Source organism: Glutamicibacter ardleyensis, assembly GCF_014644555.1.
GTDB classification, from domain to species: Bacteria; Actinomycetota; Actinomycetes; order Actinomycetales; family Micrococcaceae; genus Glutamicibacter; species Glutamicibacter bergerei.
Window position 1 is genome coordinate 28216 of sequence record NZ_BMKX01000012.1, and the last position, 19340, is coordinate 47555.

Sequence of the window (19340 nt, forward strand, 5' to 3'; positions counted from 1 at the left end):
TGGCCTTATGAATTGTTGATGAGAGTCTCCTCATCAAATTCTCCTCATTGGCTTAGGAACGGTTCATCTTTGGTTCATCTTCACTCGCTTGACTGAGATTCATCGCGGCACAGGGCCGAATGAAGATCACAGTTTCCTCTCGGGGGAACCGTTGCGAGAAAGGTTAAGACCATGGGCATTGACACACAGATCATCTCTAATGAAAACACCGAGAGCTACACCGTCGGCGATACCCGGCTGACTCTCGACTCTTTGCGTGCCACAACCATCAAGGCGGCCTACACCACTCGCTTTGTTTCGGCCGAGCTAAACCGCAACCCCCAGGACTTCAATATCGTGGCCAGCTCAACCATGGCTCCCCGCGCCGGTGACGTGGTCATCGCGAAGGTCACCGAAATCGGCAAGCACACGGCGTTACAGTCACCACACTCGCGGCGTCAGAAGCTTTTCGTTGGTCAAGAAGTCATGGTCGCGTACGGGGATCGGTATGCCCCGGATCAGTTCCTGGCACACGTTCCAGCGAACCTCGGGCCATGCCAGTTGGTGGCCGGCGGCGGCGTCGCCTCGCTGGTCGAGCAGCAGCACGCGTCCATCGATCGGGCCACCGAGCTGGAGCCAGTTGGACTGCTAATGCGCGGAGGCAAAGTCGTGACCCTCAGTGACTTTGCCCCACTGAGCATAGACAATCCCTCGGTCAATGCCAGCGCCCAAGTCCAGGGGCATCGTGTACCGGTGATCGCGGTCCTCGGAACCTCCATGAACTCCGGAAAATCAACGACTCTAGGCTGCCTGGTTAATGGTCTGAGTAACGCGGGGCTGCGTGTTGCTGCCGGTAAAGCCACCGGTACCGGAGCCGGGAACGACCCAAACCTGTTCACCGATGCCGGAGCCTTCAGCGTCTGCGACTTCACCGACTTCGGTTACCCAACCACCTATCGACTGGACTATGACACGGTGCGCGAGCTACTAGTCAGCATGATCCAAGAGCAAAGTGCCACCGGTGCCGACGCGGTAATCATCGAGATCGCCGATGGACTTTTCCAAGGTGAAACCTCACGTCTCTTATGCGACCCAATCTTCAAGGAACACGTTGACCGGGTACTATTCAGCGCTCAAGACGCGCTAGGCGCCAAAGCAGGAGAGAAAATTCTTCTTGACGCAGGCCTTGACCTCGCCGCAGTTTCCGGTGTGCTCACAGCATCCCCGTTGGCTGCCGCGGAAGCTCGTGCACATATGGAGAGCGAAATCATCGACACCTTCGACCTGTGTGACCCCCAGGTGGCTAGCGCACTGTTGCCAACTCGTTAGGAGCATCCATGTCCGGCACGTATTCCGAACACCAAGTGGAGCGTGAACCCGCGCTACCAGCGCTGATAGCACCCGGGCGGCGCATGCTGCTAGCGACGCTATTGCTACTGGCCTTGGCCGTCGGTGTGCTCTCGGTGATCATTGCATGGCAGGTAGGGCAACTCGCGGCAGCTTTCTCACTGGGGTCGCTGCTTTGGGTGATCGTGTTGTCGGCGGTTTTTTTCGGTGGAAAATTTGCCGAGCGGGTGCAGGCAGAAAAACTCGGTCAGCACTATGTGGCTCAGCTACGGGTGTCCTTGATATCCCACGCGCTTAAGACGAGCCGGGGACCATCGGTAGGAATTACCGTAGCTCGCTCCAGCAATGACTTGTCCTCCATCCGGAACTGGGTCACTCAGGGAATCGTGCCATTAATTGCGGGAATCCCGCTGATTATTTTTGGTGCCTTCGGGTTGGGGCTCTTATCTCCGCTCTTGGCCGTAGCCCTAGTGATTCCAGTGCTGTTGGAGATAAGTTTGCTCGCCGGCCTGGCCCGAGGCGCCTTGCGCACCGCACGAGTACTACGTCGGCACCGGGGCAATCTTGCGGCGCGCATCGCAGACACGGTGTCAGCGTCCACCACCATTAGCGCGGCCGGCGGGGTACACCGCGAGGTGCAACGTGTGGATCAGAGCGCGCAAAAGGTTGTGCATGCCTCAGTGCACCGGGCAAAATATGCCGGAGCGCTGCGAGCCGGCGCATTGACTGTACCGCTGGTGGGCACCGCACTTGTCGTAGCCGCTGGCTCATGGGCAGGATTAGGTCCGGGTCTCTTAGCCAGCGCATTAACGCTGATGGGGATCTGTGCTGGAACTATGGGGGAGTGGGGCCGGATTGTTGAATATCGGCAAAACTATCGAGCTGGCCGGCGGATTATTGCCCCACTGCTTGAGCAGGAAAAATCTTGGCGTGAAGCCGAACAGCAACTAACCTCTACCCGAGTGGCCAAAGATTTGAACCTCGAGACGTTGGCGGTGCGGATTCGCCCCACGGCCGAAGGTCTAGAAAACTGGCCCTCCCTGCGGGCACAGGGAGGAGCGCGAATTCAGGTTCTGGGCACTGGGGCACAAGCTCATGCCCTGCTTGAGGCGTTAGCGACCGGCCGGGTCGGAACTGATATTCAGCGGTTAGGTGGGCTATGGATTGCTGAAGGTCGAAGCGAGGATTTGCCGGCTACCGAACGGCGCAAACTGTTAGGCGCGGCCTTGAACACGATGGTCCTAGAACGCGGCACAGTACTTCGCGCACTGACTTATCGACACCCCGGCTCCTCGGCCAAACGGGCGCTACGTATGGCCAATGAGTGCGGTCTTGAGGTGACTAGTCTTCCGGAGGGCGAGAGCACCATGTTGCGTCGTGGAGGAGAACCTTTGGACTCCGCTCAGCGAGCCTCGTTGATCATGGCGCGTGCCCTGTTGCGGCAACCAGCAGTTCTCATTGTCGATTCGCTCATTAACCGGTTACCGCACGAAGCCCAAAGCAGATTGGCTGCGCGGCTCAACGATTACCCCGGCGTGATAATTTTCCACGGTGAAATGACCGGGATCAAAGCCACCCGCACGTGGGAGCCAACAGCGGCAGCAGACGTCGCAGTATTGGAGTCGGCCGGGGTTGACGAAGAGTAGAACCGATGAGAACAATTCAAAGGCTGGCTAGTGATCCGTCACCGGTTCGTGAGTGGCTATCAGCCCGTCAACAATGAACAGTACGGAGTTCAAGATAGTTTCGCGGTTCTCTGGGTTGGCCGAGGCGGCACGTAGCCGCGCTGAGAATAGCGCCGCACCAAATATTGCGGTAGCCACCGGTTGTTTTTCTTCTTGGGCCAAAACAACTATCCGGTCTATAACTTCAATAATTGTTGAGGTCACCCGGGTATAGACCGGGGTGATTTGATCTCCCCAGTCGCTTTCGGGGCGTAGCTGTTCACTGATCCAGATTTGTGCAAATGAAGGATATTTCTCGACAAAATCAATGGCAATGCTTGCCATGGTGCGTAAGGCATCCCGAGGCTCGGAGAGCGTGGATGCCTCGACTAGCTCGGCAACCAGCATGTCAGCACCGAACTCCAAAACTTGACCAATCATCTTGTCTTTGGAGCCAAAGTTGTAATACACGGTTCCCTTGGAGACACCAGCAATTTGTGCGATCTCGTCTACCGAAACTGCGTTGGGGCCGCGTGCCCCGAGTAGCTGCATTGATGCCGCAAATAGTCGCTTCTTGGAAGCAGTAGCCCGGGTACGGGGGCGCGAGTTAGGTGAGGTGGTCATACCGTCAGCTCCGGTTGTAGCGTCTTCAGCGTCCAGGTCTTGTGCTTGCGCACTGCCAAGAAACTCAACAATAGCCCCAGAACCATGTATCCGATCACCGGGAGGATAGTACTAACAAGCATGCTCAGATCAGCACCGTAGATCACATGCCTTAACGCCGTCACCACATTGCTCATCGGCAGGATCTGGTGCAAGAACTGCAAGGGGGTCGGAAGTGTTTCCCACGGGAACGTGCCTCCGGCAGTCACCAACTGGAGAACCATCAGCAGCAGCACCACAAATTTACCTGCTGCACCTAATAGGGCGCAGATGCCTTGAATCAATGCACTGAAGCAAAGCGAAGCTAGCAGCAGCAGAGCCCATGTCAGCCACGGGTGTACCGGATCCAAACCGACAGCGAAAACTACCACCGCATACAAGGCTGTGCACTGAATGAGGGAGATGAAAGCAAAGGGAAGCCACGCCCCGAGGGCGATTTTCCAACTTTTACCATTAGATGCCAACGCACGATTATTGACCGGGCGCATGACCTGGGTGAGGATGAATGTGCCAATCCAGGTGGCTAGGGTCATGAAGAACGGTGCCAGCCCTGCGCCGTATGCTCCTGCTTTGGTCTGGGCGTTCGAGTTCACCCGAAGCGGGTCGCCAATCACGTTTGCTAATTGATCAGAAGCAGTCGAATCAGGATTTGGTACCTGGTCCACGCCGCTGTCTAGTCCCTTGGACAGGTCGCCGGAGCCATCCGTAAGCTCGTGAGCGCCGTCGCCGAGCTTGCCAACACCTTCATCAAGGCTGATCAACGAGTCATGCAAGGTACCTGTTCCCGTCGCGAGTTCCTGGGCACCTGCATCAAGTTTATTGCTACCTTTTGCGGCTTCTTTGGTTCCAGACAGAGCGGATTTTTGCCCTTCTTCTAGGGTCGAGGTTCCAGCGGCTAGTTTTTGCGAGCCATCGGCAAGCTGGCTACCACCGCTTGCTGCGGAGGAGATTCCGTCTACAAGAGCTGGCACGGAGCCATCCAATTTTTTGGTGCCCTGCGCGAGGGTGTGTAATCCGCTTGCTAACTGTTTATTGCCGTCGGCAACTTTCTCGGACCCCTCGGCGAGCTGGTTCAGGTCCTCTTGTGTGGAGCTAAGTTTTGCGTTGACATCCTTGACCTTGCTATCAAGCTGCTGGGTAACCGTAGAATTTTTTACGGTGGATTTCAGCTTCGCGGAGATCTGATCTGCCTGTTCTTGAGTCAGGGTGCCGGCTGTGACTTGAGCATTCAGGAAATCAGCGGTGTCTTTTTCTACTTGATCCAGTCGTGTTTCGGCATCGGTCTGCAAATCTTGGATCACGCTTATAGCGTCGTTTGCGGTGGCGCTGAGCTTCGCGTTCCCGTCGGCTACCTGCCGTGAGCCTGTGGCTAATTGGTCAGCCGAGGAGGCTGCCTTCTGGGTTCCGTCGTTAAGCTTGGATACCGAGCTGGGTAGGGTAGATGTTTTTGATTCCAAGGTGTTTAGACCCTTGCTCAGTGTCTGGGCTCCCGAATTTAGCTCGGTGCTGCCCTTGGACAGCTCCTGGGTTCCATCGACAAGCTTGTCTTGTCCGTCGGTCAACTTTCCTAAGCCACTGGACAGGCTGCCGGTACCTTCATGGAGTGCGCGTGCGCCATCTTCAAGTTTGGCTCCGCCGGTGACTAATTGCGCGGTGCCATCTTGTACTGTGACCACACCATCGGAGAGTGTAATGGTGCCGTCGTAGAGTTTCTTGGCCCCATCGGCAGCTTCACCCATTGATTTGTGGATGTCGACAAATCCCGCAATCATGCCTTCGGCAGTTTCTGTGCCAACTTCTTTTGACACCGAATCTCGCACCTCGGTGGCCAGAGTCTTGGCGAAGTTACTGGCCATGAAATTATTGGCATCATTTGTGGTCAGCTCGAGGTTTGCTGCATTGGCTTTTTTCATCTCGGCGGGGGAAGTGAGGGACGCAGAGAAATCTTGGGGGATGGTCATGGCGAAGGCATAATCGCCATGGGCAACACCCTCAGCGGCAGCTTGCTGTGAGTCAACTATTTCCCAATCGAAAGTTGAGTCTTCCAAGAGGGAATCGACTACCTCGTCACCAACCTTCGTGGCTTTCCCGTCTCGTTCGGCCCCGTCATCGAGGTTCACCAACGCGGTTTTGATGCCACTGAGGTTTGATTGCGGATCCCAGTTGCCATAGAGGTAAAGAGCCCCGTAGAGCAGCGGTACACAGGTTACGGCGATCAGTGCCAATTTGGGCAAGGTTCCACGGGTCATGCGCTTGAGCTCGGAGAGAGCAAGGCCCAGAGTCGTCATGAGTTAGTCCTTTGGGGTGGATGATTTTGCTGCAAGCTCGGCTTCGTCTTGCGCAGGAGGTTCAGGTAGTTCGGGAGCTTCAGGTAGTTCGGGAGCTTCAGGTGCTTCGTGGTGGATCGATGACGGTTCCACGAGCTCGGCAGGATTGGGCGGCTCGGGTTCTTTCGCGATTTCAGAGGTGGTATCCGTTGGAGGGGTATAAGCTTCCACCGCCACAGACTCCGCTGAGCTAGGTGTTTCTACGATCTCGGTGTTAGTGGGTTCGTTCGCCGGCAGTTCCTGGGCTGGCTCGTTCTCGACATCGACTTCGAGGGCATCCGGACCGTTTTCGATCTGCGGGACGGCCTCGGTCCGTGGTGCCGAATCTTCGGTGGTGACTGTTTGTCCTGCGAAGACGACCGGCCCCTCCCAGCTATCGGGGACTCTAGAAACGACGGCGATGACGGTGAGCTGGCGACGGGTATGGGTTAGTTCTTCCAACAATTCCAGCCATGTTGGTTCATCGATGCCGTGGCGATCCGGAGAATCAAAAACTAGGCAATCGGTGTCGTGGTTTTCCAAGGCAAGCCGAGTGAGAAGGTCTAGACGGATCTGTGGGTCGATAGTGTCGATCCAGTCTCCGGCGAGGTGGTCAAAACCATGTCTGGCTAACCATTTTTTACTTTGCGGTCGGCGCCAGAAAGGCCCGGGTATAAGAGATAGGTCCTCGCTGACTACGTCTCGAACCTTCAGGTGAGCCTCGGGTTCATTGACTTGCGGAGAGTCAACGATCGCGCTGTGTGTGCGTAGCGTTTTAATGCCAGGCGCTGTAGACCAATGGACCGTCCCCGAGCTGGGGCTCATGCGCCCAGAAAGCATCAGGGCGAGAGCGGTGCGCTCAAGCTGCGCATCGGCAACTACAAGCAATAGCGCTCCGCGCTCGACTGCCAGAGAGGTCTCGTCGACGAGTTGGCCGTGGCGCCCTTTGAAGCTCAATGAATTAGCAATTAACACCCCTTAACACTAATTGAACTGACCGGTCAGTTCAATTAGTGCGGAAGTTTATTTACTCACCAGTAGACGTGACGTGCGTCATGGTCTTGGATGGTTCATGGACCAACAACCGGAAACCATCTGATGATTCATCATGAATTCATTATTGGCTGATTGAATCGATTGCGGGCCAACCGAGCGCTACCGCGCTGCGGTACTGACAACGAACTAGGACTTTCCATGAAGAAACGCACCACGACAGCCTTTGCGGCTACCTGTCTAGGAACCGCATTGGTTGCTGGAATGATGGCGCCCGCCTCAGCGGCCGGAACCGGGAATGAGCTGACCGAGATCGAAGAAATTCAGGGCACCGGAAGCGCCACAGAAATGGCCGGCACACAGGTAAGTGTTCGAGGAATAGTCACCGGGGCATACGCAGAAGGTGGAATCCGAGGTTTCTACGTCCAGACGGCTGGTTCGGGAAGCGAGATCTCTCCGACCGGCAGCTCAGCGATTTTTGTGTATTCGGCTGGTGTCGCAAAGGTGGCGGTAGGTGATCATGTTCAGGTCTCTGGTGAAGTTGATGAATACTACGGAATGACTCAAATTAGCGCTACGGCAAAGGGTGTTGAAGTGCTCACTGAGCCGGCGGAAGCGATCAAGCCGCTGGCTATCGATATTCCTGACACTGATGCTGCACGTGAACGATTTGAAGGAATGCTGATTGACCCACAGGGGCAATGGACCGTTGCTGATAACTACAGTTTGAATCAGTACGGCGAAATTACCTTGGCTGAAGGCACCAGCTCGATACTCGACGAAGAGCGCACCCTGCGCCAGGCCACCGACGTTTTCACGCCTGGAAGCGATGAAGCCAAGGCCTTGGAGGCCGAAAACGAATCTCGCGCACTGGTTCTAGATGACGGTGCCACTTTGAATTTCTTGGGTGCCGCGGCGAACAAGCTCGTTGAAGTACCGTATATTTCGGCGTCCGAGCATGTCACAGTAGGCAAAAGGGCTACCTTTACCGCTCCGGTCATCATGGATTACCGCTACGACCTGTGGCGACTGCAGCCACAGGGGCAGGTAGTAGGTGCTCAGGATTCCGACATTCCGGTGAGCTTTGAGCAAGTCATGAACGAAGCCCCGGCTGAAGTTGGCGGAAACGTAAGTGTGGGTAGCTTCAACGTGCTGAATTTCTTCACCACCACCGGAGACCAGCTTCAGGGTTGCACCTACTACACCGATCGTGAAGGCAACCCGATTTCGGTACGCAGTGGTTGTGATGCTCGTGGTGCTGCAAATGCCGACAACCTCGCGCGTCAGCAGTCCAAGATCGTTACGGCATTGAACAAATTTGATGCAGACGTGGTGGTTCTTGAAGAAATTGAAAATTCGGCTCGTCTCGGTCAAGACCGAGACGCAGCCCTGCAAATCTTAGTGGATGCGTTGAACAAGGCTGCTGGCGAAAAGCGCTGGAGCTTCGCCCCGAGCCCAGAGGAAATTCCGGCTGACGAAGATGTCATTCGTACTGCCATGATTTACCAGCGTGATGCGGTGAAGCTCATTGATGAATCGGTAGTGCTTGATGACGCTGCCTTTGATAATGCGCGTGACCCGCTAGCACAGGCGTTCCAACGCGTAGGTGGCAACTCTAAGACTCGTTTCCTTGTGGTGGCTAATCACTTCAAGTCCAAAGGCTCTGACCCTAAAGATGGCTCCGAGAACGCAGATCAGGGTGATGGCGCAGGGGCATGGAACGCCGCACGCGTCGAACAAGCCGAAGCCTTAGTAGATTTCGCCGAAGGACTGAAGAAGAAACGAAACACTAATAAGGTGCTATTGGCCGGTGACTTCAATTCCTATTCGGCAGAGGATCCTATCAAGGTGATGACTCGGGCTGGTTATGTTGATTTGGGTGCCGAGGCGAGTACTCACAGCTACCTCTTTGGAGGTCGAACCGGGTCGCTGGATCATGTACTTGGATCGGCGGAAATTGCATCGACGGTGACCGGTGAAACAATCTGGAATATCAACGCGACGGAGTCCGTCGCTTATGAGTACAGCCGTTACAACAACAACGTGGCTCAGCTGTTCTCCCCTGACCAGTTCCGCTCCTCGGATCATGATCCGGTGCTTGTTGGGCTTCAGCTGAACAAGAAGTAGACGTGGTGAATCCGGCGGATCGAAGTTGATTCGCCGGATTCTCTTTGGAGAAAAAAGTTTACCGACAACATTCGAAGACCGAGATTGAATGAACAATTTGACCTGTCTTCTTTTAGTCGTTAGCTGAAAATAAAGAATCTCCAAAAAGTATTCGTTTGCGCATCGTTCTGGGGCTCGGCCTTGACAACGGTTTGTGATCGGGCAGAATATGGGAAAGATGATTTGTGAGAGCGCTCACACGGTGTTTATTTTAGGCGCTTTTATGCTTCATAGTCCGGTAGAAACCCGAAAGGTGGATACCTGTTCTACCCTGAGAGCGCTCTCATTTTGGATGTGACGGAGCCTCTCGACCTCTCATACCCGCACTCACACTGGAGACAAGATGAAAACCTCGAGCAAAACAAAGCTCGCGCAATCGGTCGCACTGCTAGGCACTCTTGCCTTGCTAGCGACAGGTTGCAGCAACGCGGACGATGCCGCGAAGGCGGACCCGGCCTCCGCAGACAATCCGGTCACCCTGACGGTCACGACTTTCGGCGCCATGGGTCTAGATGACTTGTACGAAAAGTATGAAAAGGAAAATCCGGGCGTCACTATTGAGGCAACCAACATCGACACCGGTGGCAATGCGCTGGTCGATTGGAAAACCAAGCAGGCTTCAGGCGCAGGTCTTCCTGACATCCAGGCAGTCGAAGAGGGTTGGCTAGGACAGGTTATGGCCGTCTCTGATTCCTTTAGCGATCTGCGTGACTACGGAATAGAAGATCTCAAGTCCCAGTGGGTCGACTGGAAAGTTGAGCAGGCAACTGACAAAGACGGACGCATCATTGGCTACGGTACCGATATTGGCCCGGAAGGAATTTGCTTTAACTCGAAGCTCCTTGAAAAAGCCGGTATGCCTTCAGAGCGTAGCGAATTTGCTGAATTCATCGGTGGACAGGATTCCACTTGGGAAGACTACTTCGCCGCTGGTAAAAAATACGAGGAAAAAACCGGAAAGGCTTGGTTTGATCAGTCCGGTTTTGTCTGGAACGCCATGGTCAACCAACTCGACGAAGGGTATTACAAAAAGGACGGATCGTTGAATATTGACGGCAACGCCGAACTTAGCAACCGCTGGAAGATGTTGGCAGATGCTACTGAAGCAGGGTTGTCGTCCGGACAGACTCAATGGGACTGGGGTAAAGGGCAAGCCTTCTTGGATGGTTCTTTCGCTACCATGCCTTGCCCGGGGTGGATGCTAGGTAACGTCAAGGGTCAAGTTGAAGGTGCAGGCGGCGACGCAACATCGGGTTGGGACTTCGCCGGGGTCTTCCCTGGTGGACCAGCGAACTGGGGAGGAACCTTCCTCACCATTCCAACAACCTCGAAGAATCCAGTCGAAGCAGCCAAACTCGCTACGTGGCTGACCAACGCACAGTCTCAGGCGGCAGCATTCGAAGCAGCCGGAACTTTCCCAAGCAACCTTGAAGCGCAGAGCTCCGAACAGGTCCTTGGAAGCAACGAACTGACCAAATTTTTCAACGATGCTCCGATTGGTCAACTACTGGCAGAACGTGCAGAAGGTGTGAAAGCACAGTTCAAGGGGGCCGATGATTCGGTCATCCAAGAGCAGGTTTTTGGTCCAGCGACGATCGCTTTGGATGGTGGCAAGGATGGACAAGCCGCATGGGATGAAGCTATGTCGACCATGAAGAACTTGGACATCAAGTAATCACCGCCGGTAGGCCGGCTGAATCATCGGCCGGCCTTCTGGGAAAGAGAAATCGATAATGAGCATCATGACCAACAATGCTTCGGATGCCACAGGAGATACTGTGCCACCGGGGGAGCCAACCCCAGACGCGACTTATCGCGCCGGTGATCCGGTGCAGGAGAAGAAAATGCGTCGCCGGCACCGCTGGGGACAGTTTGATTTCAAATACTCGCCTTATCTCTATGTCTCGCCGTTCTTTATTCTGTTCGCACTGGTCGGACTCTTTCCGCTGATCTACACCTTCGTAGTTTCCATCAATGACTGGGATCTGCTCGGAGGAGCCGGCGAATGGGTGGGCCTAGATAACTACGTGGCCGAAATCAGCTCTCCGCTCTTTTGGAACTCGCTGTTCAATACGTTCAGCATCTTCCTGCTCTCGGCGATTCCGCAGTTGCTCGTAGCAACCTTCATCGCGGCCATTCTGGACCAGAACATCCGGGCGAAAACATTCTGGCGAATGAGCGTGCTGATTCCCTACGTGGTCACCCCTGTTGCAGTCACGCTCATCTTCTCCTCTGCTTTTGATGAGAAATACGGGCTAATCAACAACCTGCTCCAAACCATCAATATTGATCCGGTGGCCTGGAAAAGTGAAGTAATTCCCTCCCATCTAGCCATCGCGACCATGGTGAACTGGCGTTGGACCGGCTATAACGCTCTGATTCTTTTGGCAGCCATGCAGGCAGTTCCCCGCGAACTGCACGAATCGGCAGCTATCGACGGGGCCGGTTCACTGCGCAGATTCTTTGCAATTACTTTGCCAAGTATCAGACCCACAATGATCTTTGTCGTCATCACCGCAACCATCGGTGGACTACAAATTTTTACCGAACCAAAACTATTCAACCCCAGTAGTTCGGTGCCTGGTGGCCCCGAACGCGAATACCAGACCACGGTGCTCTACCTGTGGGATCTGGCATTCAACCGTGGCGACTTTGGCCGTGCCTCTGCGGTCGCGTGGATGTTGTTCTTGATCATCATCCTGATCGGACTGATCAACTTCTTCCTGTCGGGTTCAATTGCTTCATCTTCCGAAGGGGGAAGTCGTAAAAACCGTCGCCAGCAACGCAGAGCGCACAAACATGCGGTGCAAATGGCTCAGTCAAAGATTGCTTCAAACCGTATGTCCGGCTCGAATGTAACGGCCGGCGAAAAGGGCGGAGAATCCCATGAGTAGCGCAACGTTAGCTAAAACTACGGCAGCTAAAAAATCTGGTGCCAAAGGTAAAAATTTCTCGATGGATCGCCGTCCTGGATTTCTTACTTATGGATTATTGATCGCATTTTTCCTGGGCAGCACCTACCCGTTGTGGTATTCGCTGTTGATCGGTTCAAATACAGGAGCGGTGTTCGCCTCCACCTACCCACCGCTACTACCTGGCGGCGCTTTCTGGACGAATGTTGCCGAGGTTTTTAACACCATTGATTTCTGGGGTGCTCTAGCAAATAGCGTCCTCGTTTCCTCGGTCATCACGCTTTCGGTGGTCACGTTTTCCACCTTGGCCGGATACGCGTTCGCTAAGCTACGCTTCCGTGGGCGTCAGGGACTACTAGTCTTCGTGATCGCGACTCTGGCTGTACCAACGCAGCTGGGTATTATTCCGCTGTTCATGGTCATGAAGGAATTCGGTTGGACCGGCTCCCTGGGGGCAGTCATGGTGCCCACCTTGGTTACCGCTTTCGGAGTGTTCTTCATGCGCCAATATTTGGTGGATGTAGTGCCCGATGAATTGATCGAGGCTGCCCGTATTGATGGGGCGAGCATGATCGGAACCTTCTGGCATGTAGGCGTGCCGGCAGCGCGCCCAGCAATGGCTATTCTGGCTCTCTTCACTTTCATGACCGCATGGACCGACTATCTCTGGCCAATGCTTGTAGCACCGCAAAACCCCACCTTGCAGGTGGCACTGAGCCAACTGCAATCCGCAAAGTATGTGGACTACACGATTGTGATGTCCGGGGCCTTGATGGCCACCATCCCGCTGTTATTGCTATTCGTAGTGGCGGGCAAACAACTTGTATCTGGAATTATGGCAGGAGCTGTAAAGGGCTAATGACGAAACATCTATCTGAAAACTTTGCTTGGCCTAAAGAATTTCTTTGGGGCTCGGCCACCGCGGCCGCGCAAATTGAGGGAGCGAGTCACAGCTACGGTAAGGAAGACTCCGTCTGGGATGCATTCGCACGTAAAGAAGGGGTGATCGCAGGAGGGGACAATCTCAAAGTAGCAGTGGATCATTACCACCGGTATCAAGAAGACGTGGGGCTGATGCGTGAACTCGGTCTAGACTCCTACCGATTCTCTACCAGCTGGGCCCGAGTCGTTCCAGGAGGGCGAAGCGTTAACAGGGAAGGTCTCGATTTCTATTCAAGGTTAGTAGACGAACTGTTGGAGAACGGGATCCTGCCGTGGCTGACCCTTTACCACTGGGATATGCCACAAGCACTTGAAGACCAAGGTGGTTGGACCAACCGAGATACCGCCTATAAGTTTGTCGAGTATGCGGAAGCGATCTATGCAAAGCTCGGTGACCGGGTGAACCACTGGACGACGTTTAATGAACCTTTATGTTCTTCGCTCATTGGATACGCTGCAGGCGAGCACGCACCTGGACGCCAAGAACCGGCGGCGGCCCTGGCAGCGGTGCATCATCAGCATCTGGGCCATGGGCTAGCGACGCAGCGATTGCGTGAACTTGGTGCTCAAGAACTTGGTATCACCTTGAACCTCACCAACGCGGTGCCCAACGATCCTACTGATCCCGTGGATTTAGAAGCGGCACGTCGGATTGACGCACTATGGAATCGGATGTTCTTAGATCCGTTGCTCCGTGGTTCATATCCTGAGGATCTTTTACAAGATGTCTCCGGGCTGGGACTGGCCGAAGTTATTCAGCCAGGTGACTTGGAAATCATCCACCAGCCCATCGATTTTTTGGGTGTGAACCACTATCACGATGACAATGTCTCGGGACATCCATTGGCAGGCGATGGACCTGAAGCTGTCGTGCCCACCGACGCTCCTAAATCCTCACCCTTTGTTGGCAGTGAATACGTCACGTTCCCGAGCCGGGACTTACCGCGTACAGCTATGGGCTGGGAGGTAAACCCGCAGGGCCTGCGGGTGCTGCTGAACCGGTTGAAGGCAGATTATTCGGATCTTCCAGCGCTATATATCACCGAAAACGGAGCTTCTTACACCGATGAGTTGTCGCCGGATGGAACAGTGGCAGACACGGAACGCAGCGAGTACATCTTTGACCATCTCGACGCCGTCGCTGGTGCTATCGAAGACGGCGTGAGCGTTCGTGGGTATTTCGTATGGTCCTTGTTAGATAACTTCGAATGGGCTTGGGGATATCAGAAGAGATTTGGCATTATCTATGTGGATTATGAAACGCAGGAGCGCATTATTAAGGACAGTGGTCGGGCCTACGCAGGACTGATCGCAGCCAACCGTACAATGGCATAGCATCGGTGCGTGGCGTTTACTCAAGCGCCACGCGCCACACACAAGTAATAAGGAATAACCCAGCTACCGCGAAGAAGTCACGATGCCCGAACCACGTAAACAACAGCCAACGCTGGAACTCGTCGCAGAACGCGCAGGAGTTTCACGAGCAACCGTTTCACGCGTGGTCAACGGTTCTGACAAGGTCAAAGCAGATGTCGTGCGCGCCGTAGAGAAAGCCATCGCGGAACTAAACTACGTTCCCAACAGGGCGGCTCGTTCTTTGGCACAGGGACGGACTAATTCCATTGCTTTGGTGATCCCGGAGAGCACAGCCAAATTTTTCGCAGACCCATATTTCGCCTCGGTGATCCAAGGTGCTGCAATGTACCTGAGCACTACAGAATTCACGCTTTCTTTGCTCATTGCCACGGAGTCAGATCCGACAAAAACCAGCCGGTATTTGCGTGGCGGAAATGTTGATGGTGCGTTGATACTTTCGCATCATGCCGACGATAGTTCCTATAGCGAATTGGCCGGCTCATTGCCGCTGGTTTTTGGTGGCCGCCCGATGAGTAACGAAAATGGAAACGTCTTCGTTGTGGACGTGGATAATGCTGCAGCTGCCCGCAAGGCAACCGAGGCGATGTTAAAAACCGGGCGCAAACATCCAGTTACGATTTCCGGACCACAAAATATGGGCGCCGCCATTGATCGCCAACGAGGTTTTGAGCAAGCGGTTCATGAAGCGGGTTTGCCTGCTGGCCCAGTAGCAGTCGGTGATTTCACCCCCGATAGTGGAGAAAGTGCCATGCGCGAATTGTTGGCAAGCGGAGCAAAAATCGATTCGCTATTTGCTGCCAGCGCGCAGATGGCCTTTGGTGCGATGAAAGTGATCGCTGATGCCGGGCTGATGGTGCCGAGTGACATTGCTATTGCCACCATCGATGATGACTCATTTGCGCGAAATGCTTCGCCTGCACTGACCACCGTGGCGCAGAATGCAGAGGAGCAGGGAGCGAAAATGGCAGAGGTAGTTGTCCAACGAATCAATGGGGAATCTGTGCCCGAGCGAATTATCATGCCCACGAAACTTATTTTGCGTGGATCCCACGGTGTCTAAATAAGTTCACGTACTTAAACAAAAATTCCCACTCGATTGAGTGGGAATTTTCTTTGGTGCGCCCAGAGGGATTCGAACCCCCGGCCTCCTGTTCCGTAGACAGGCGCTCTATCCAGCTGAGCTATGGGCGCATATTCAATTACTTGTCGCCTTGACGACTCCAGTAACTTTACACCAGATTTTCTGCCAGAAAAAACCATTTGATAGTAAAGTGCGGTGATTCACAAAAACGTCCCGCTGGCCCTTTAGGCGGAGGCTGACCGGCAAAGGGAGAAACGTGAAGCGGTGACTTTTGGTCAACTGCTAGTCATCATTGGGTGGATTGGTGCAGGCCGTCAAAGTGCATACCCAGGAGCGAGAAAGTTAACGAGCAAAGGCCCCACCGAAGTGGAGCCTTTGATTTTTGTGCGCCCAGAGGGATTCGAACCCCCGGCCTCCTGTTCCGTAGACAGGCGCTCTATCCAGCTGAGCTATGGGCGCATATTTAGTTAGTTTGTTTCGCTCTCACGAACCTCAAATAACTATACAGAGGAATTTGAATCCCGACAAATCGACACCGGAACCTATCGGAGGTAGATGAACAGAAGGTTATGTGAAGAATTCAAAAGGGTACCGGTATACGTGACCTTGATCACAGAAAAAGGGTATTGTTCATACTAAAACCCCCGAAATTTCGGGAAATTTATCTTACCAATTCTAGCATTTAGTCCTTGCTGAGGATTGGATCACACAAATTGATTGGTTCTCAACCCCTAGCCTTGATTTATTGACAAATTCAGCCCAATGGAGGGAATGGATAATGAGCACGAGCTCCGATCAGAACGTTATCAACGCAGCACCAACCACGCACGCAAAGTTGGCAGCCTGGGTTGAAGAAGTTGCCGCGCTGACGAAGCCCGATCGTGTTTATTGGGTCGACGGGTCCGTTGAAGAGAACGACCGTCTGACCGCCGAACTGGTTGAGGCAGGCACGCTGGTCAAATTGACCGACCCGAACTTCCCAAATTCTTACGCTGGCGCTTCGGATCCCAAAGATGTGGCCCGAGTCGAAGAGCGCACCTTCATCTGCTCGAAGAAGGAAGAAGACGCAGGCTTCACTAATAACTGGGAAGACCCAGAAAAGATGAAGTCGATGCTCAACGGGCTGTTTGACGGTTCGATGCGCGGACGCACCATGTACGTCATCCCATTCGTCATGGGCCCATTGAACGCCGATGAGCCGGCCTACGGTGTCGAAATCAGCGACTCGGCTTACGTTGTCGCCTCGATGCGCATCATGGCCAAGATCGGTAACGAAGTGCTGCGCAAGATGGAAGCCGAAGAAGCGTTCTTCGTTCCAGCATTGCACTCGGTCGGTGCACCGCTTGAGCCAGGGCAGGAAGATGTTACCTGGCCATGCAACGAAGACAAGTGGATCGTACACTTCCCTGAAGAGCGCGCCATCATGTCCTACGGTTCGGGCTACGGCGGCAACGCACTACTGGGTAAAAAGTGCTACTCGCTACGTATCGCCTCTGTGATGGCTCGTGACGAAGGCTGGCTTGCCGAGCACATGCTCATTTTGAAGCTGATCAGCCCACAGAATAAGGCCTACCATATTGCTGCGGCCTTCCCATCGGCTTGCGGTAAGACCAACCTGGCTCTGCTGGATCCAACCATTGAAGGCTGGAAGACCGAAACCCTGGGCGATGACATCAACTGGATGCGTATTGGCAAGGACGGCGAGCTGCGCGGTGTGAACCCGGAGTACGGCCTATTCGGTGTTGCACCTGGCACCGGTTGGTCCACCAACCCGAACGCCATGCGCGCGATCACCAAGGGCAACTCAATCTTCACCAACGTTGCGTTGACCGACGAAGGTGGCGTGTGGTGGGAAGGTATGACCGATGAAACTCCGGCACACCTGATCGACTGGTTGGGCAATGACTGGACTCCTGAGTCCGGCCGTCCGGCAGCGCACCCTAACTCGCGCTTCTGCACTCCAATCGACCAGGTTGACATGCTCTCCGAGGATTACTTCTCGCCTAACGGTGTGAAGATCGACGCGATCCTCTTCGGCGGACGCCGCAAGACCACCATTCCATTGGTCACCGAGGCGCGCAGCTGGACCAACGGTATCTTCATGGGCTCAACTCTGTCCTCGGAGACCACCGCTGCTGCCTCCGGTGCCACCGGTGTGATCCGCCGCGACCCAATGGCAATGTTGCCATTCATCGGTTACAACGCTGGCGATTACCTCAACCACTGGGACAAGATTTCGGCGAAGCTCAACCCAGAGCAAATGCCAAAAATCTTCTTGGTCAACTGGTTCCGTCGCAACGCAGAAGGCGGATTCGCATGGCCAGGGTTCGGCGATAACTCGCGCGTACTCAAGTGGGCCATCGAGCGTATTGAAGGCACCGCAGATGCCAAGGAAACCATCATCGGCAACGTGCCGACCGGTGAAGCCCTGGACATCAGTGGTCTGGAGAACTTCACCCCGGCAGACGTTGAAGCCGCGGTAGCGGTCAACAAGGACGAATGGGCCACCGAGGTCGAAGGCATCGAAGAATGGTACGCAAACTTCGGTGACGCGCTGCCAGTCTCGCTGCGTGCAGAGCTTGATGGCTTGAAGGCTCGCCTGAACGCCTAAGTCTGACTCACTAAAGATCCTTTGGGAACCGCACTTTCGGTTCCCAAAGGATCTTTTTGTCGTTCAGCACTAAACAGATGCTGTGCTGCCGGGATGGAATCGATCCGAAGTGTAAATCAGTGCGCCAAATGCGAGCAAAGCGCTGACCAGCGCGGTCAGTGCAAAGGCTAGCGCCGAATCCGCCCCGGACAGGCCCACTAACGGCGTGGCTAAAGCGCCAATGAGAAACTGCGCGGCGCCTAGCAGGGCAGAGCCAGAGCCAGAAACTTCGCGGACCTCATTTAGCGCCAGCCCGGTGGTATTACCCATGGTGAAACCGGTGGCAGAGACGAACACAAAAATCACCGCGGCGAGAAGCAGACTGCTCACCTGTAGCAGCGCCAGTACTAACAGCAGGACAGCCGAGCTGAGCAGTACGCTCAAGGCCACCGTAATGGTCCGGCGCAACGGAACACGGCCCACCAGCCGTGCGGAGACCAGCCCGGAGAGTATTAGGCCCACCGCGTTGATGCCAAAGCACAGCGCGTAGTCTTGGGCGCTCAACCCCATCACCGTCTGATAAAGGAAAGGCGAAGCGGAAACGTAGGCCATCATGGCACCAAATGTGAAGCCGAACTGGACCAAATAACCGACAAAACGACGGCGACCCAGAGCTACCTTCAGTGGCGCAAAAAAGTTACCGGTGGAGCGCGCCGATATAGCGTGTGTTTCGCGATAGATAACTAACGCACCAACAACCATCAGCAGTGCTGCGACGGCCAACACCCATAACACCAGGCGGAATCCTCCCAGTGCGCCCAAATTCGCTCCTAGAAGCGGTGCCACGGCAGGGGCCACCGCGCCGATGGTCATGAGGATGCTGAAGATTCTTGCGGTCTGCACGCCCTTGGTCGTATCGGCAACGATCGCCTTAGAAATCACCACTCCGGCTGCCCCACCAAACCCCTGCAATGCTCGTGCAATACTCAGTGTTTCCAACGTCGGAGCGAGCGCGGCGGCCACCGAGGCAAGCACAAATAATATCGTTCCCCATCGCAAAGGCCGAGCCCGACCTAAACGATCCGAGAGGGCACCCCATAAGAACTGTCCCATACCCATACCGACTAAGAAGAAAGTCAGCGTGAGTTGGATGGCGGAGGCAGAGGCGGAGAATTCCGCCGTCATTTCTGGAAATGATGGAAGATACATATCCGTGGCTAGCGGGCCGGTGGTGCCAAGAATGATCAGGAGCGCAAAGAGCGGCGGAGTTAGCCGCGAACGTTCGGGTGCTGAAGGCATGAAACTAGTCTATGAGTCTGA

Annotated in this window: 13 protein-coding genes and 2 tRNA genes; 9 read left to right on the forward strand and 6 right to left on the reverse strand. The window is 54.7% G+C overall.

Features of this window, described 5'->3' with window-relative positions:
* The first annotated feature begins 171 nt into the window (after positions 1 to 171).
* Entirely contained in the window at positions 172 to 1308 is a 1137-nt protein-coding gene (locus tag IEX04_RS17035; protein ID WP_229677218.1) for a P-loop NTPase family protein, read from the forward strand.
* An 8-nt stretch (positions 1309 to 1316) separates the two neighbouring features.
* Positions 1317 to 2972, forward strand: a complete 1656-nt coding sequence (locus IEX04_RS17040; protein WP_188687311.1) for an ABC transporter transmembrane domain-containing protein — start codon at positions 1317 to 1319, stop codon at positions 2970 to 2972.
* A 27-nt stretch (positions 2973 to 2999) separates the two neighbouring features.
* On the opposite strand, the gene IEX04_RS17045 is transcribed toward IEX04_RS17040, so the two are convergent.
* Genes IEX04_RS17045 through IEX04_RS17055 form a run of 3 tightly spaced genes read right to left on the reverse strand, consistent with a single transcriptional unit; the run spans position 3000 to position 6934 of the window.
* Positions 3000 to 3614, reverse strand: a complete 615-nt coding sequence (locus tag IEX04_RS17045; protein ID WP_188687312.1) for a TetR/AcrR family transcriptional regulator — start codon at positions 3612 to 3614, stop codon at positions 3000 to 3002.
* Complete coding sequence (locus tag IEX04_RS17050) at positions 3611 to 5941, reverse strand: YhgE/Pip domain-containing protein (protein WP_188687313.1); 2331 nt, start codon at positions 5939 to 5941, stop codon at positions 3611 to 3613. Before IEX04_RS17050 ends, IEX04_RS17045 begins: the two co-directional genes overlap by 4 nt.
* Before the next feature lie 3 nt (positions 5942 to 5944).
* The gene (locus IEX04_RS17055; RefSeq protein ID WP_194446478.1) at positions 5945 to 6934 is read right to left on the reverse strand and encodes an ABC transporter ATP-binding protein; all 990 of its coding nucleotides are present in this window, start codon (positions 6932 to 6934) and stop codon (positions 5945 to 5947) included.
* Between the two features lie 219 nt (positions 6935 to 7153).
* On the opposite strand from IEX04_RS17055, the gene IEX04_RS17060 reads away from it, so the two are divergent.
* The 6 genes from IEX04_RS17060 (at position 7154) to IEX04_RS17085 (ending at position 15409) form a co-directional block, all read left to right on the forward strand.
* Complete coding sequence (locus IEX04_RS17060) at positions 7154 to 9079, forward strand: ExeM/NucH family extracellular endonuclease (protein WP_188687315.1); 1926 nt, start codon at positions 7154 to 7156, stop codon at positions 9077 to 9079.
* A 382-nt stretch (positions 9080 to 9461) separates the two neighbouring features.
* Positions 9462 to 10793: an ABC transporter substrate-binding protein gene (locus IEX04_RS17065; RefSeq protein ID WP_096254167.1), complete on the forward strand. Its 1332-nt coding sequence runs from the start codon at positions 9462 to 9464 to the stop codon at positions 10791 to 10793.
* Positions 10794 to 10962: 169 nt separating this feature from the next.
* Positions 10963 to 12012, forward strand: coding sequence for a carbohydrate ABC transporter permease (locus IEX04_RS17070; RefSeq protein WP_096254184.1), 1050 nt, complete (start codon positions 10963 to 10965; stop codon positions 12010 to 12012).
* 61 nt (positions 12013 to 12073) lie between these two features.
* Entirely contained in the window at positions 12074 to 12889 is an 816-nt protein-coding gene (locus IEX04_RS17075; RefSeq protein ID WP_229677221.1) for a carbohydrate ABC transporter permease, read from the forward strand.
* Positions 12889 to 14307 carry a GH1 family beta-glucosidase gene (locus IEX04_RS17080; RefSeq protein WP_188687316.1) on the forward strand — a complete coding sequence of 473 codons (1419 nt, stop codon included), beginning with the start codon at positions 12889 to 12891 and terminating at the stop codon, positions 14305 to 14307. The genes IEX04_RS17075 and IEX04_RS17080 overlap by 1 nt, the downstream gene beginning before the upstream one ends.
* Positions 14308 to 14389: 82 nt before the next feature.
* A complete protein-coding gene (locus tag IEX04_RS17085) occupies positions 14390 to 15409 on the forward strand; it encodes a LacI family DNA-binding transcriptional regulator (protein WP_096254173.1) in 1020 nt (339 codons plus the stop codon).
* Positions 15410 to 15463: 54 nt separating this feature from the next.
* Here the strand turns inward: IEX04_RS17085 and IEX04_RS17090 are convergent.
* Both IEX04_RS17090 and IEX04_RS17095 read right to left on the reverse strand, forming a co-directional pair.
* Positions 15464 to 15540: transfer RNA gene (locus tag IEX04_RS17090), tRNA-Arg, on the reverse strand.
* Positions 15541 to 15815: 275 nt separating this feature from the next.
* A tRNA-Arg gene (locus IEX04_RS17095) sits at positions 15816 to 15889 on the reverse strand.
* A gap of 319 nt (positions 15890 to 16208) precedes the next feature.
* On the opposite strand from IEX04_RS17095, the gene IEX04_RS17100 reads away from it, so the two are divergent.
* The gene (locus IEX04_RS17100) at positions 16209 to 18041 is read left to right on the forward strand and encodes a phosphoenolpyruvate carboxykinase (GTP) (protein ID WP_096254175.1); all 1833 of its coding nucleotides are present in this window, start codon (positions 16209 to 16211) and stop codon (positions 18039 to 18041) included.
* 69 nt (positions 18042 to 18110) lie between these two features.
* On the opposite strand, the gene IEX04_RS17105 is transcribed toward IEX04_RS17100, so the two are convergent.
* The gene (locus IEX04_RS17105) at positions 18111 to 19319 is read right to left on the reverse strand and encodes a multidrug effflux MFS transporter (protein WP_188687317.1); all 1209 of its coding nucleotides are present in this window, start codon (positions 19317 to 19319) and stop codon (positions 18111 to 18113) included.
* Between the last annotated feature and the right edge of the window lie 21 nt (positions 19320 to 19340).